The sequence below is a fragment of the Chelatococcus asaccharovorans genome, from assembly GCF_003201475.1.
Taxonomy (GTDB): Bacteria; Pseudomonadota; Alphaproteobacteria; order Rhizobiales; family Beijerinckiaceae; genus Chelatococcus; species Chelatococcus asaccharovorans.
On sequence record NZ_QJJK01000005.1, the window covers coordinates 1 to 15,454 of the forward strand.

The 15,454-nt window shown below is 65.4% G+C and carries 12 protein-coding genes; all 12 read right to left on the bottom strand.

All coding sequences use genetic code 11. The annotated features are described in order from the left end of the window. Positions 1-210: 210 nt before the first annotated feature. The 12 genes from C7450_RS12255 to C7450_RS12310 all read right to left on the bottom strand — a co-directional run bounded on the left by C7450_RS12255 (position 211) and on the right by C7450_RS12310 (position 15,383). On the bottom strand, positions 211-732 hold the full coding sequence (locus C7450_RS12255; protein ID WP_110374751.1) for a helix-turn-helix domain-containing protein: 522 nt from the start codon (positions 730-732) through the stop codon (positions 211-213). A gap of 556 nt (positions 733-1,288) precedes the next feature. Then, positions 1,289-2,569, bottom strand: coding sequence for an amidohydrolase family protein (locus tag C7450_RS12260; RefSeq protein WP_110374752.1), 1,281 nt, complete (start codon positions 2,567-2,569; stop codon positions 1,289-1,291). Further along, positions 2,566-3,834 (bottom strand): NAD(P)/FAD-dependent oxidoreductase, encoded by a 1,269-nt coding sequence (locus C7450_RS12265; RefSeq protein WP_110374753.1) that lies wholly within the window; start codon positions 3,832-3,834, stop codon positions 2,566-2,568. The genes C7450_RS12260 and C7450_RS12265 overlap by 4 nt, the downstream gene beginning before the upstream one ends. Beyond that, positions 3,831-5,252, bottom strand: coding sequence for an FAD-binding oxidoreductase (locus C7450_RS12270; RefSeq protein ID WP_110374754.1), 1,422 nt, complete (start codon positions 5,250-5,252; stop codon positions 3,831-3,833). The genes C7450_RS12265 and C7450_RS12270 overlap by 4 nt, the downstream gene beginning before the upstream one ends. 19 nt (positions 5,253-5,271) lie before the next feature. Continuing rightward, on the bottom strand, positions 5,272-6,087 hold the full coding sequence (locus C7450_RS12275) for a creatininase family protein (RefSeq protein WP_110374755.1): 816 nt from the start codon (positions 6,085-6,087) through the stop codon (positions 5,272-5,274). A 449-nt stretch (positions 6,088-6,536) separates the two neighbouring features. Continuing rightward, positions 6,537-7,667 carry a mandelate racemase/muconate lactonizing enzyme family protein gene (locus C7450_RS12280; protein ID WP_110374756.1) on the bottom strand — a complete coding sequence of 377 codons (1,131 nt, stop codon included), beginning with the start codon at positions 7,665-7,667 and terminating at the stop codon, positions 6,537-6,539. Between the two features lie 52 nt (positions 7,668-7,719). Further along, on the bottom strand, positions 7,720-8,613 hold the full coding sequence (locus C7450_RS12285; protein WP_110374757.1) for a carbohydrate ABC transporter permease: 894 nt from the start codon (positions 8,611-8,613) through the stop codon (positions 7,720-7,722). Positions 8,614-8,615: 2 nt separating this feature from the next. Beyond that, positions 8,616-9,560 (bottom strand): carbohydrate ABC transporter permease, encoded by a 945-nt coding sequence (locus tag C7450_RS12290; RefSeq protein WP_110374758.1) that lies wholly within the window; start codon positions 9,558-9,560, stop codon positions 8,616-8,618. 1 nt (position 9,561) lies between these two features. Next, entirely contained in the window at positions 9,562-10,830 is a 1,269-nt protein-coding gene (locus tag C7450_RS12295; protein WP_170147220.1) for an ABC transporter substrate-binding protein, read from the bottom strand. Positions 10,831-10,879: 49 nt separating this feature from the next. After that, a complete protein-coding gene (locus tag C7450_RS12300) occupies positions 10,880-12,892 on the bottom strand; it encodes a glycoside hydrolase family 31 protein (protein WP_110374760.1) in 2,013 nt (670 codons plus the stop codon). Next, a complete protein-coding gene (locus tag C7450_RS12305) occupies positions 12,885-14,237 on the bottom strand; it encodes a hypothetical protein (protein WP_110374761.1) in 1,353 nt (450 codons plus the stop codon). The genes C7450_RS12300 and C7450_RS12305 overlap by 8 nt, the downstream gene beginning before the upstream one ends. Further along, the gene (locus C7450_RS12310; protein ID WP_245449664.1) at positions 14,238-15,383 is read right to left on the bottom strand and encodes an ROK family transcriptional regulator; all 1,146 of its coding nucleotides are present in this window, start codon (positions 15,381-15,383) and stop codon (positions 14,238-14,240) included. It lies immediately after the preceding gene. Positions 15,384-15,454 lie beyond the last annotated feature (71 nt).

Sequence of the window (15,454 nt, forward strand, 5' to 3'; positions counted from 1 at the left end):
CTCGCCCTCATCGCCGTCGCCGACACCGATATCCCCGCAGAACTCAAGGGACGCCTCAGACCCGGCATGCCCGCCGAAATCATCTTCAATACCGGTGAGCGAACCGTCATGAGCTACCTCATGCGACCCCTCACAGACGCCATGTCCGGCGCTTTCAGAGAACACTGACGTAAAGGTCAGGGGTGTGAGCAGGGCCTCGCCGGGTCCCTCTCACGCACCCTTCTTCCGCCCGCGCGGGCGAGCCCCCTGCCCCGCACCCGTAGAGGCCTTGTCGGGGGGAGGCGCCGTCTCGGTTTCGCTCTCCGTCAGGCGTTCGTGAAGCCGCGCGATCTCAAGCGTTTTCTCACCCAGCAAACGTTGGAGCTCACGGATCTCATCCTGCAGCCCGTGGATCTCGAGCAGGGGCGACTTCGCCGACGCGCCGGCCTTGTTGCGCGCTCCGCCGGCCGGGAAAAGCAGATCATACAGAAAGGGATTATAATATTTCACTATGTTGATAGCGAACTCATGGGGATCGACGTTAAGGGCTTTGCTCCAGACGGAATATTTCTCAGGCGGAATACGCCCCTTGCCGATCTCGACTTGAGAAATGAACGTATAAAAATCGATATCAATGAGCTTGGCGAGATCGCGCTGGGACAGCCCTGCATCCTCGCGCAGGCGCCTCAGCCACAGTCCCCCTCGTTGGCGCGCCTTCTTCGTCTTCTCATCTAGCTGAATTCTACCAACCATAGTGGCCGCTACATCCTAACTCGTTTCTGTGGTGCCCGATCCGCCATGCCTCAGGGAGCCATACGCCTCTTCGTTCACTGTGTCGTGCCCACGCGCATTAGTCCATAGTCGAACCCGCACAAGCTTGACAGAGCCTAAAGGGTTTCCGCACGCGGAACTTGCTGAGGATCGTGATCGGGACGCGCTGAAGCCGCCACGGTAAAATACAGAATATGTGCGGAAAATGAAAATACCAACCCCCTCTTGCCGGGTTTCTCTGCGGGCCTCTTGCGACGTCCCGCCGCAATGTCGTGGTGCACACCCTGCGTGCAAAAGACTTTCACGTTGACCCATCAGCAGGCTTTCATGCGAAGCGTTTTGCAGTCCGGGCGATTCCCCCCTCCTCCTCAGCGCACGGCATGCGGCCCGCTTCGGCCAGCTCTTCCCGAAGGGGGAACTGGAATGGCCAGCCGAGCGTTCCCGCGAGCTGGATGCCTGCTTCGACGACGCCCTGTTCCCGGACGGACCGGGGTAGTCGTGGATACCGCCGCTCCTGATGGACACCCCGGCCCGACGTCTAACGCAGGATCCGGGCGGGGTCGACGATCGAGGTCAGCGAGCGCCACCTGCGGGAACTGCCGCTCAGCAAGGCGCTCACGTGGGGCGTATCCCAAACGAGCAACGGCCCGGCCGCGGAACGGTCGATGCAGGGGAGTTGAACCCCAAGTGCGGCAGCGGCATCGGTCGCGACCATCGGCAGCCAGGTCCCCAGCGGAGGGGCCAGATGTGCGCCGATGATGCCTGCAGCCAGCGTCGCCGCCGGGTTATGCACGCCCAAGGGACAGAAGGCGTCCTGGACGTTATCCGTGCCGAAGGCCACGTTGACGCCCGCACCGAGCAGTTCCTTGATCGCCGTCAGCCCGCGCTGGCGCGGCGTTCCGACGCCCCGATCCTGCAGATAGAGATTGCTGGACGGCAAGGACACCACCGACAGACCCGCCTGCGCGATCAGCGCGATGCGGCGATGGCGTGTGTCGGCTTCCAGGGACCCGAGATTGCAGGCATGCCCGCACAGGACAGGCCCCCGATGCCCCCTATCGATGACGGCCCGGGCGATGAGTTCGATACCGTCCAGGCTCGGGGCAAGGCCCTCATCGACATGAAAGTCGAGCGCCAGGTCATGCGTCATGGCCACGCGCACCATGTTACGGATGCCCGCGTTGCGGCTCGGCTGATCGAAGACGAAGGCACCGAGCACGCCGCCGATTGAGGCGATCGCCCGCGCGACGGCATCGGCATAGGCGATGTCCGCCATGGCGTCGATAGGCACCAGCGCCGAGCGCTGCACGGTGATCCGCCCGCGCCATTCCGCGCAGAGCTCGCCGAGGACCTGCCAAGCGCAGGGGATCCGGGTGGGGTCGTCGGCGACCACATCCCAATCGATATGGGTCCGCACGACGCGCGCCCCGGCCTGCCATAATTCCTCGAGCCCGCGCGTGGCGCGCATGCGCAGGTCATCGCGGGTCCACGCACGCTTGTCCCTGGCCTGGGCGGCGATCGCCTCCGCCAGCGAGCCGCCGGAAAAATCGAGCCTTTCGATGGTGAAGCATTTGTCGAGATGGCAGTGCGGCTCGACGAACGGCGTCGTGACGAGCATGCCGCCCAGGTCGACATCCACGTCCGCCGCGCCGCTGTCCGTCAGCGCTGCGATGCGCCCGTCGCGAATGACGAGATGACCGGCGAGGCAGTCGCGCTCCCGCCTGCCGCCGAAGGTCTGGGCATCTGCCACCAGCGATACGGGCACGCGGACGTTGCCGAGCGTCACGTTGCGTTGCTTTGGCACTGCGGCGGTCTTCACCGGACCTCCCGGAGGTCGGCAGCGCTGGCGGAAGCGGCCGTCCACTGGCGGAAGGCCTCGCCTAACCGGCCGGACAGGATGTCATGGTCAGTGGGCCTGTAACCCGTCGCAAGCATCCTGCGGCCCAGCATGTGGTCCGCGGGGCGGTTGACGCTGTCGATCGCGACGAGATCGTCACCGCGAAAGTGATAGACCGAGAACGCATTGCTGTGCGAGTCGCCGGCGACGAGCTGGCGATCGGCACGGCTCGGCAGGCCGACCATCTGCAGCTTCATATCGGCGATGTCGGACCAGAACCACGGCACCGCCGCATAGGGGCTCGTCGCGCCGAGAATGACATGGGCGACGTGGCGTGCCTGATCGGTGGCGTTCTGCACGGATTCGAGCCGGACGTATCCACCCGTCTGCCAATGGGGGAATCGGGCGCAATCCCCGATGGCAAAGACATTCTCCGCGGAGGTCCGCAAGTGGTCATCGACCACGACACCGCAATCGACATGGATGCCGGCCGTAGCCGCCAGCGCGACGTCGGGCTCCGCGCCAATGCCGATCACGACGATGTCGGCGAGGATCCGCTCGCCTGATCGGGTGGTGACGGCCCGGACATGCGCATGGCCCGCGAAAGCGGCAACCTCTGCGCCAAGCCGCACGTCCACGCCCAAGGCCGTCAGGCGTGCGAGGACATGACCCGACACGGCCGGGGAGATGGCCCGGGCGAGAAGCCGATCACCAAGCTCCAGCACCGTCACCCGCTTGCCGAGCGCGGCCATCGTCGCGGCGACCTCGAGCCCGATGAAGCCGCCGCCGACGATCACGGCATGCGCGGCGGACACCATGTGGCTCTTGATGCGCCGGGCATCGGCGGCCGTTCGGAGCGTGAAGATGCCCTCGCGCTCGGCCCCCGCGATGGCAAGCCGGCGCGGCCGCGCGCCGGTCGCCAGGATCAAGGTGCGGAACGGCAGGACACCCTCGTCGAGGAGGCAGCGCCGGCCGGCGAGATCGATGGCGCGAACGGCCGTCCCGGGCCGATAGTCGATCGCGTTGTCGGCATAGACGGCGTCGCCACGGAGCGGTTGCAGCCTGTCATCGCTGCCCTTGAGAAAGGCCTTGGACAACGGCGGACGATGATAGGGGAACTCCGGCTCGTTGCCGACGAGCGTGATCGGGCCGTCATAACCCTCCTGCCGCAGCGAGATGGCGGCCTGCGAACCGCCGTGGCCCGCGCCGATGATGACGACACCATCATCTGAGCCCCCTCCGCTCATGATGCTTTCCTGACCGGCTGATGCGGCGGCAGGGCTTCGATCTCCTCGGCAGACAGGTGCTTCACGTCGTTCCAGAAGCGGGATTTCGCGGAGTTGAGAAGCCCATGCGGATCGAGACGCTTCTTCCAGGCGAGATGGCGGAAGTCCGGCTTCATGGAGCCGCCCTCGACATAGGGCACATGCGGGTTGGACGCCGGGCAGCCATGGGCCTCGTAGACGCGCATGAGCTCGAACAGGCGCTCGTCCGTGGTGTAGCGCACGACGGGCAGGTCGAAGGCCACCAGTTCGCCGTTGAGCAAAGCAAACTCGTGATGCATGAGCACCTCGTCCCCGAAGACCGCCTGCAGCGGCGCGATCTTGCCACTATCGAGCGGTGCGCGAAAAGTCACCTGCAAATAGGTGACGCCGCGATCCTGCTTGAGGATCTGCAACGTCGTATGGTTGTACGAGAAATCCGACAATGGCGGCAGTCCGGCGGCGGCCAGCGCGGCATCGTCGTCCGCCATTTCTATGCGTCCACCTGTCGCTTGCAGGATCTCCGCGAGCCGCGGCGCGTCATCGGCGGCGACCATCGCAAACAAAAGCGCCCGCCCGCCCTGGCCGATAGGCCCGAGGCTGCGGATCGAGGCAGCGATGCGCGCGTCGATGGTCGTGAGCAGCTTCAAGGCGAGCGCCCGCTCGGCGCCGGCGGCGATCCCGCCCTCGAAAGCCTCGCGATAGCTCGCAAATGATGCGATGACGTTGATCCAACGGGGCGACGGGATCGTCTTGAGCACGAGGTCCGTGATGATGCCGTTGAGCCCCCAGGCATGGTGGATCGCGCGGATGTCTTCGCCCTGGAAGACGTGGCGTTGCGGCTCATCCTCCAGCGAGAGCGCGCCGATGGCGTTGATATTGCCGCCGTCGCGCAACATGCCGTGGCGGATGGAGCCGATGCCGCCGGAGCCGCCGGCGATGAAGCCGCCAATCGTCGCCAGCGCCTCCGTTGAGGGAAACAGCGGCAATTCCCGGCCATGGGCGGCCAGCGCCGCATTGATCGCGCCGATCTTGCAGCCGGCCTCCACATGGACGGTGCCAGCCTCGATCGCGAGGATGCGATCGAGGCCCGTCATGTCGATGATGAGCCCGCCATCGCGTGGCACGGCCTGGCCATAATTGCCGGTGCCGCCGCCGCGGACGACCATCGGCACCTGCCAGGCGACCGCCTGGGCGACGCAGCGCTTGAGTTCGTCGATCGTCTTTGGCGCGACGACCAGATCACCGAAGCTTGTGGAGAGCTCTCGATTAAGGATCGGGCTATACCAGAAGAAATCACGCGAGCGCCTCTTGACGATCGAGGGTGTATCGAAGGACTCGATATCACCGAGCTCATCGCGGAAAGCCTTCCAGTCGATCGCTATTTTCCCGGAAATGGACATTCTTGCTCCAGCGCGGTTCTTATTCTTTGACGGGATGACGACCCGGCTCGCCCTCACAGAACCGGGCGAACTCGGTGAGGAAGGCCGCGAAATTGCGCGCCGCATTGGCCAAGAGCCGTTCACCCAACTCCGCCGTGGCGGCGGCAGCGTTGCCGCAAGCACCAGCCGCATTGAGCTCATCCATGACCCACGCCGGCCGGGCGCGCCCCGCGGACAGGCCGAGGTGCCGAAAGGCCGTTTGCCAGTCCCGCGCCCTGTTGGGGAAATCCGCCGCGCGCTCCATCACGACGCGCTCGGGCGTCAAGGCCAGCATGGCGCTCGTCTCCACCAGACCCGCATGGATGCCGTAGGCCTGCTCGGATGGATCGGTGAGATGAGCCGCCTCGTTGAAATTGTACCAGTGGCAGGTCGCGACGTTCAGGCCGAAGTCTATCTTGAGATCTCGCGCGACGATATCAAGTACAGATGAATTGCCGCCATGCGCATTCAGGATCACGAGGCGGTGAAAACCTGTGCAGGAGAGACTTTCGCCGATATCCGTGACAAGGCCTATCAGCGTCCTCGCCGACAGGGAGACGGTTCCGGGTGTCGTCCCATGCTCGTTGCTCTTGCCATAGACAAGCGTTGGCAGGGCAAGCACGGTCAGGTCCGCGGCAACGAGAGGCAAGGCCCGTTCAACGACCACCTCCGCGAGATCGCCATCGACAGAGACCGGCAGATGCGGACCATGCTGCTCCGTGGCGCCGATCGGCAGCACAACGATGGCGCGCGCCCGATCGAGCGCCGCGAAGTCGACGCGCGTGAGATCGGCCCAGCGGCCGCTGCGGCTCGTCATGATGGAACTCCACGGGGCAAAGTTTGGAACCGACCTGGGCTGCGTCTGACGCGGGCCGTAGCACCTGCCTCGGTTTCAGCTTCAGCTTCGCTGGGGCAGCGATGATCGGGGACAAATCCGGACTTCATGTCACGAGCACCACGCTTCTCCGTCGATCGCGCTGCGATCAGAATGAGTTGCGGCTCGTTCCTTGTCAGCCCTGTGCCATGGGGTTTCATAATGTCGGCGAAATGCCCGGAATTGTCAAGCAGGTCATGAAACGCGCGGCATGTAAATCGCGTCGATTTTTACTTGTATATGAAGATTATAGGCATTTAATCCATGCGAACATGATGACGATGTGCAGCAACACCATCTTCATTGCTTGTGATGGTGCGCCGGATCGCTCTCGGCACCACCCGTTGCCAAAAGTCACAAGGCATCAAACATCGCCAAGGTGCCACCCATACCTACTGGTAGGAGGCGCCGGGGATGAAGGGATAGCGCGCGATCAGCCGCTCATCGATCTCAACGCCCAGGCCCGGACCTTCCGGCGCCAGGATGGTCCCGTTCTCGATCGCGAAGGGCGGGCCGAGATCGTCGCGGAAGGCATTGATCGCCGAGACATCCGCCTCGTAGATGAAGGCATTGGGCGCCACCGAGAGCACATGCACCGAGGCCGCGGTGCTGAGCACCGAGGCGCTGGTATGCGGCGCGAACTGCAGGTGCCACGTATCCGCCAGCGCCGCGATCTTCAGGATTTCGGTGATGCCGCCCGTCTTGCACGCATCCGCCTGGACGAACGCGATCAACTGCTCCGCAATCAGGGCACGCAGTTCGTGACGGGTGAAGTGGTTCTCGCCCGCGGCGAGCGGTGTCGACGTGACGTCACGCAGCCGGCGATAGCCCGGCAGATTGTCGGGCGTGAACGGCTCCTCGAGCCAGGCGAGGCGGCCGGCTTCGCAGATCTCGGCGATGCGCGCGATATCGGCGCTGCGATAGCGGGTGCCGGCATCCGCCGCCAGCGTGATCTCCGGACCGAAGGCGGCGCGGATCGCGCTGACGCGCGCCAGATCCGTCTCGATGCTGTCGCCGACCCTGAGCTTCATGAAGTCGTAGCCGCGGCCGATATAGCCCTCGATCTCGCGCTTCAGGTCATCGACAGGCTGGAAACCGAGGCTGATGCCGCCCGCATAGGCGCGGATAGGCCGGCGCCGGCCACCCAGCAGGCGATAGACCGGCTGGCCGAGATCCTTGCCCTTGATGTCCCACAGGGCGAGATCGACACCGCTGAGCCCGATCACCGCCGCCGCGCCCGGCCCGTGGGTCGCGATGTAATGCCGGTAGGACTTGTCCCAGATGGCCTCGGTCTCATGCGCATCCATGCCGATCAGCGACGGCCCGAGCGCGTCGTTGATGAAGGCGGCAATCGTGCTCGGCGTCTGGGCGTGATGCGCCTCGCCGTAGCCGACGATGCCGTCCGTCGTCTCGATGCGCACCAGCACCATGTCGCGCTTGGCCGACCGGCCGACGGCGAACACCGCGCCGCCCGGCGTCGGGCAGGACAGCGCGAAAGCCTCGATCCGCTTGATCTTCGTCATCAACAATCCTCCGCGTTGCGCGCGTTCCTATGCGAGCGTGGGGCCTCGGCCGTCATCCCTTGACGGCGCCGCCGCCGACCCCCTGAACCAGATGTTTCTGCAGAAAGAAGAAGGCCAGCAGGATGGGCGCGGCCGTGATGACGCCGCCGGCCATCAGCACGCCCCAGTCGGTGGTGTACTGGCCGATGAGCCCGCTCAAGCCCAGCGGCAGCGTGCGGTTCTTCTCGCTGAGGATGAAGGTGCTGGCATAGAGAAACTCGTTCCAGGTGTGAATCATCACCCAGGTCGCGACCGCGACAATGCCCGGCTGGGCCATGGGCAGAATGACCTTCCAGAAGGCCTGCCAGCGCGTGCAGCCATCCATGCGCGCGGCGTCCTCGAGCGAATGGGGCACCTGCGCGAAGAAGCCACGCATCAGCCAGACGCAGAGCGGCAGCATATAGCTGAGATAGACCGGTATCAGCCCATAGAGGCTGTCGAGCCAGCCGAGATAGCGTAGCTGCACATAGAAGGGGATGAGCAGCAGCACGGGGGGAAACATCTGGCCGTAGAGCATGAAGAGCGGCAGTGCCACCGAGCCCTTGAAGCGGTGGCGCGCCATCGCATAGCCGGCCGTCACCGACAGGGCCACGCTGATGAGCGTGACACTCACCGTGAGGATGAGGCTGTTGAGCGCAAACTGCCAGAAATGGGCGCCGACCAGAAGGTCGATATAGTTCTGAAACGTCACGCTGTGCGGGACGAGCGCCGGCGGGCGCTGGAAGATCTCGTCTTTTGCCCGCAGAGACGTGGCGATCATCCAGTAGAACGGAAAGACCGCCCAGATGAAGGCGATCCAGAGCGTCGTGTAGGTGAGGACCTTACGCAACGACTTCGGCGTCCGCGTGCGGCGCAGCGCTTCGGAGCGGGGCGCGGGCATGGTGCGCGAGGCTGTGGCGAGGCTCATGGCTAATCTCCCTCGCGCGCCTGGATGAGCTTGAGATAGAGGGTGGTGGCGATCACCAGTCCGACGAAGAGCATCGTCGCGACGGCGGAGGCCATGCCGAGATCAAAGCGCTGGAAACCGTATTTATAGGCCAGCGTGAACAGAATTTCCGATGAATTCAGCGGCCCGCCCTCAGTCATCAGCCAGATGGCGTTGAAGTTGTTGACGGTCAGAATGAAGGTGAGCACCGCGGCTATCGCGAAAGACACGCGGATCTGCGGCAGGATGACATACCAGAGCTTGCGCCAGCCGGAGGCGCCATCCATGGATGCGGCCTCCAGAATGGAGCGCGGCACGAGCTGGAGCGCGGCAAGCAGCAGCAGCATCACGAAGGGCGTGCCCTTCCAGATGCTCTCGACGGTGACCGCATAGAGCGAGGTGGCCGTGTCGCCGAGCCAGGGGTGGTAGTCGCTGATGATGCCGAGCTTCATCAGCATCTCGTTGACGATGCCGACGCTCGGATCGTACATCCAGCGCCAGGTGAGCACAGCGACGACGCTCGGCACCACCCAGGGCACGAGGATGCCGGAGCGGAAAAAGCCGATCCCCGGCATGGCGCGGTGGAGGAGGAGCGCCAGCGCCAGGCCGAGGCCGAGCTGCGCGACGACGTTCAAGACCACCCAGATGAGCGTATTGACGGAGGCCTTCACGAAGACCGGATCCGCGAAAACGCGCTGGAAATTGCGCATCCCGACGAAAGTGACCGTCCCGTTGTTGAGCGTGCGCAAGGTGACGTCATAGAACGACGAAACAACGCCGGAAATAACGGGATAGACGACAACGCCGAGAACGATGATGACGGCGGGCAAAACCATCAGATAGGGATAGATGCGCGCACCCAGCCCGGTTTCGAAGATCGACGACCAGGTTCTTCTCAAGCCCGGTGCGTTCAGGGTGCGCGCGGTCATCCTACTTCTTCTCCAACAGACCCTTGATCGCCGTATTGGCTTCGGTCATCGCCGCCTGGGCCGGCTTGCCGCGGATCACCGAATCCCATGCATTGGCGAAGACGCTCGCGTGGATCTCGCTCCACGGCGCGACGACCGGGCGGGCGCGGCCCGCATCCGCCTGCGCCATGAACGGCTGGAGCTGCTTCGGCAGGGCGGCGATCGCCTCGGGCGTCGTCGCGCTGGCGGCCGCCGACAGGCGCTCATATTTGCGCATCAGCTCCACGCTGCGCGGCCCGGTGAGCCACTCGATGAGCGCAAAGCTCGCGTCCGGGGACTTGCTGCCGGCCTTGGCGGCGAGGTTGTAGCCGCCGATCACCGTCGCCGGCTTGACGCCGACGGGCAGCGGATGCACGGAATATTTGAGGTTGGGGTTGCCCTTGGCAAGCGCTGCCAACGCCCAGTCGCCGGTCACCACCATGCCGGCGCGCTCCTGGATGAAGGGCGCATGCACTTCGTCCCAGTTGCCGGCCGTGAGCACCGACTTCGGCATGGCCTGCGACTGGGTGTAGAGCTTGGCGAGAAAGTCCACCGCCTCCACCGTCGGCTTCTCCGCGACATGCGGCACGCCCTTCTCGTCGATGATCTCGCCGCCGTTCTGCCAGATGAAGCTGTAGAGCTGGAAGGCGCCCATCCGGCCGCCGCCGAAGCTCGCGCCGTAGGTGTCCTTCTCCTTGTTGGTCATGGCAACCGCCGCGTCGTGGAATTCCTTCCAGTTGGACGGCGCCTTGGCGATCCCCGCATCCGCCAGCATGCGATCGTTGACGAAGAGCGCGACGTTGTTGGTGTAGAGTGGGAGGGCGTATTGCTTCTCCTGGAAGCGGCCGCTGGCCAGCGGCCCCGGCTGGTACTGCGCGGCAATGGGCTTCGTCTTGTCGGTCAAGTCGGCGAGGAGGCCGGCATCGGCAAGGCCCGCGACCCAGGCAATGTCGAGCGCCATCACATCGGGCCCGGCGCCACCGGACAGCGCGACGAAGAGGTTGCGCTCCATTTCCATATGCGGCACGGCTTGCAGCTCGACGGTGTGGCCGGTCTTGGCCTCGAAGGCCTTGATCTCCTCATAGATCGGCGCGTTCGGGCCGGGCACGAGGGGGGCGTTGACCCACATCACGATATTGTCGGCAAGTGCCGGCGTCGATCCAAGTCCGAGGCCAAGTCCAAGCCCAAGCCCAAGTCCAAGAACGGCCGCTGAAAGCGCTGCGCCGACTTTAGAACTGCTCCGCATATTCATTGTTTTCCTCCGCTTTATTATTGAATTCATGCTGTCTTGCTGAAATCCGTCAGCCGGGATTGACCTTGATCAGCGCGTCCGGGGAGAGCCACGCGATATCCTGGCTGAACCATCCCCCGATGGCCTCGGCCATTGCCGGTTGGTCGGCCGTGGAAGACTGTGGCGCGACCCGCCCTCGCGCGCCCACAATCCCGATGTGATCAACGCGCCAATCGGGGGCAAACCCATGCGCTGCATCCACGGATGAATGCCGGTCCGGATTGACGGCGATGAGGCCGAGCGCCGTCCCGTGCGCAGCATCCGCCGCCAGCGTCAGCCGCGCGCCGTCGCGCAGGAAGAGTGGCATCCGGTCGAGCGGGACATCGTGAACGCGCCAGGCCGGCCCGCTTACCCATTCGCCCGCGAGCACGTCATACCAGTCGCCGGCCGGCAGATAGACCGCGCGGGTATTCCCATAGAACGCGACCGGCGCGACGAGAATATCCGGCCCCAGCATGAACTGCTGATCCCAGTCGTTGATCCCCGACCAGTCGATCTCCGGGAAGGCGAGCGGCATCATGCGCAGGAGCGGCAGGCCGCCGCCGGCGGCTTCCCGGCCGTACTGCTCGAAGACCGGCCGAAGCGCGAGATGGAGCCGCGCATAGTCCGCGTAGACGGCGGCCGAGCCCGCATCCATGTCCCACGGCTCGCGGCAGCCGAGCCCGTGCAGCATCATCAGCGGCGTGAAACAGGCGAACTGCGTCCAGCGCGCGAAGACCTGCGGCGTCGGCGTGCCGAAATAGCCGCCGAGATCGCTGCCGATGAAGGACCAGCCGGAGAGATTGGCGCTCTGCACGGCGCGGATCGCCGATGGCAGGCCGGTCTTGGGACAGAAGTCGGACGTCTGGTCGCCGCTCCAGATAGGCGCGCGCACACGCGGCGAGCCTGAACGGCTGATGATCGCCGGCGTTTTGCCGTCGAAGGCCGCGATCGTCGCCTCGAGATAATAGCGCACGAAGGCGTTGTGGGCGCGCCCGCCCGTCTCGCCGGAGTGGAGCACGGCATGCTCGGGGAGCTGTTCGCCGAAATCGGCCTTGAAGCCGACGATCCCCTGTTTGACAAGGCCGCGGAGATTCCCCGACCACCAGGCGCTGGCCTCCGGATTGGAGAAATCGATGAGCGCCGCCACCACATTCGGATTGGCGCCGGGCCGGCGGGTAATCAGCTCGCCGTGCCGGTCGACGATCACATAGCCCCTTGCCTTGGCGAATTCGAAGGACTTGGTGCCGACGACCACCCAGGGACAGAGCCAGAGATAGATGCCTGTTCCGTCCCTGGCCATGTCCGAGACCATGCCACAGGCGTCGGGATACTTCCCCGTGTCGAAGGCGAAGGAATGGACCTCGCTCGCCCAATAGGCGTCGATGAGCTTGATCGCCATCGGCAGGTCGAGCCCGACGTGGCCGGCGACATCGGCCGCGACCGTTGCTGCGTTCTCGTAGCGCCAGTCACCCGCCTTCCAGAGGCCGAAGAAATGCGCGTCCGGCATCAGCGGCGGACCGATCCGCGCGATCAGCGCCGCATAGAGCTCCGCAAGGCCGCCACGATCGATATCGAGCGTCAGGCTCTCGCCCTCCACCTGGACCCGCAGGACATGGGGGTCGAAGGGCGCGGCGATGTGAAAGACGGCCGGCGCCTCGTCGGGCAGGAAGAGCGAGTAGCCGAGCGTCGTGGCGATCCACGGGCTCGGCAGATAGGTGCCGTTGCCGAGGCCGAAGTTCTCCAGGTAGTAGCGCACGGACTGGCCGCGCAGGTCGAGCGTCTCGAAGCGCTCGCCGCCGCCGAAGGCCTGGAACTTGGTCGGCACGGCGAAGGCGATTTCCACCGCGGCAGCGCCCGCGCGCGTGACGGTGATCCGCGCCCCGCCGCCCGGCCTCTCGGTGACGCTGACGGCGCTGCCCGCCTCCGCGAAGGGCATTGTCGTCCACGAGCCGCCGGCCGTGCGCCAGCCGACGCTCACGGGATGATGGGGGGCGCTGGCGTGGGAGACGCCTGCCGCGCTGTTTGGCCGGGTGTCAGGCATGGTCCACCTTCACCCCGAGCTGGCGGCCGAGATGCGCGACGGCGTCGCCCCAATGGCCATAGACGGCGGTGACATGGTGCTCGTAGCCCTCGTCGATGAACTGCCGCACCAGCGCTTCGGCCTTGCCGGCCCACGGGCGGAAATAACCGGCCGCGCGGTTCGCGGCGGACCGCTGGTCCTCGATCGCGCCTTCGGCGACGAAAATCCTCAGCGATCCGTCGGCGCGCATGGACAGGCGGAACAGCGTCATGGGGCCGGGACGAAGCGGAAATGTCTCCTGCTTCAACACGGGATCGAGCGAACGCGGCCCGTCCGCCAGCCGCGGGCTGACCCCGTAGTGCCACAGCACGAGGCGATTCTTGGCGCGGTCGATGCCGGAAATATCGGTGAGGAAGGGCAGCGACGCCGGGTCGAAGGCCCGCGCCACCAGCGCCGAGACCGCGCCCATGACGTCGCCTTCCGGTGCGATCGGAATGGCCCGGTCGGAGAGTTCGCCAAGCGCGGCCCAAGTGCCGCGGAAGTCCTCCGCATAAAGGATTTCCGGCCAGTCGCGCAACGCAACGGCATCGGCCTTGATGGCGTCGAGCCCGGCTTCAAGGCGCGCATAGGTCCGCCCCAGCGTGGCGCGCCCGGCCTCGGCCTCACCGCCGTCGAAGCTCGCTTCGGCCCAGCGCGCCGCAGCCGCTTTCTCGGCCTCGGCCGTCGCCTTGCAGCCTTCAAGAAAGCGCACGAGCGTCGTCTGCTCGATGGTGACGCCGAGCGCACGCTTGAGCGCCCAGGGGTCGACGGCGAGATTCGTGAACCAGTCGGCATGGCTGCCGATCAGGGCGACACGCGCACCCCTGACACGCGTATTGGCACGCGCAGCGGCCGCAAAAGCTGCCAACTCCCGCGCGAGTTCCGCGTCGCCCGGATTGCCCATCAGCAAGGTGAAGCGGTGTCCGAAACGCGCCAGTGTCGAGGCCCAGAGCTGCGTGCCGCAGAGCGAGTTGGTGATGATGGCATCGCTCTCCTCCAGCGCCCAGACGGCCAGAGGCAGCGCGCGATCGCCAATGGCCGACAGCACTTCATGGAGAAGGTCCGCGGTGCAGAAGGTGGAGAGCTGGATCACCAGCCCGTCGAGATCGCCAAGATCGAGGCTTTCAAGCGCCGCCGCGCAGCTTGCACGATCCCGCGCCAGCCGGCCGGCCAGTTTGAACCGGCCCGCGAGTTCTCCCTCTGCAACGAGATCCCGCGTCCGCCCGATCAGTTCCTCGGCCGCAGCCTCGGAAAACAGCGAGGACGCGACGAACAGGATACCGACCCGGCTCCCGCCAGATATGGCGGCCTGGTTTCCTGTGAGCATTTAGGCAATCTCCTCCAGCGCGGCATGGGCGTCGGCTCTTGCGTCCAGTCCTCCGCCGCTCACGAAACAATAGGCTGCGTAGTACAGCGCCGCCCGCGGGTCATTGCCGATGGATGGCGCGACGAAGGACAGGCTGAGGCGCCGTTCGTCGAAGCCGCCGAGCAGGCTTTCGTCGATCCCGGCGATGATGGCCGCGCGGTCGTCCTCCGGCATCAGGGATGGCCAGCCGCTGATCACCACCGACGAAAGGGGATGGAGATTGAGCGCATTGCCGAGCCCGAGCCCCAGCATGACGAGCCGCTCGCGCAGTGCGGCACGCACATCGCTGTCGAGGCCATGAACATCGATGAAGCTGTCGCCGCGATTGAGGATCTCGCTGGCATCAAGGCCGACGATCGGCGAGATGGCCCTGAGCGACGTGTAGGCCTCAATGCAGCCCCGGTGCCCGCAGCGGCAGAGCAGACCGTTCCGCTCGATCACCATGTGGCCGATCTCGAAGGCGGAAAAGGCATCGATCGAAGCGGCTTCGTTGACGATGACGCCAGCCACGCCATGGCCGACGAAGAGGAACAGGTGGTTGCCCGCCACCGGATAGCTCGTGCTGGGGGAATAGCGGTGGAATGCGGCTTGCGCGACGACGGAATTGGTGAGCGCCAAGGGCATGCCCGGAAGTGCCTCGCCGAGGAAATCGCGCAGGCGCGTGACATCCCAGGGATAGATCGGATTGCCGGCCTCGCGGCCGTAGCCCGGAATGGACAGGGCAACCTGCCGAACGGCAATGCCGCGCTTGTCCGTCCAGGCCTGCATGGCAGCGGCGCTCGTCCGGAAAAGCCGCTCGAACTCGTCCTGATCGAGCTGCGGCGAGGCGGGCATCCGGTCGACATAGTCGAGCGTCCCGCCGAGATCGCCGACGCCGAAGGACAGCCGGCTGTTGGACAGCTCAATGCCCGCGACAGCCACATCATTGCTTAGTGTAACGAGGGATGTCGGGCCGCCGGCATAAGGCGCCGGATGACGCGTTTCCTGAACCAGATTTTCGCTGCGCAACTCGGCGAGGATACGCGAAACACTGGCTTCCGTCAGCCGCGTCTCGCGCGCAATGGCCGAGCGGAAAGCGCCTCCGGTCCGCAATAGATTCTCGAGCACGGTGGCGCGCGTCTGTCGCCTGCTCCTTGGGGCCGCCCGTCCCAGCATTGTTGATCCGTTATATTTACACT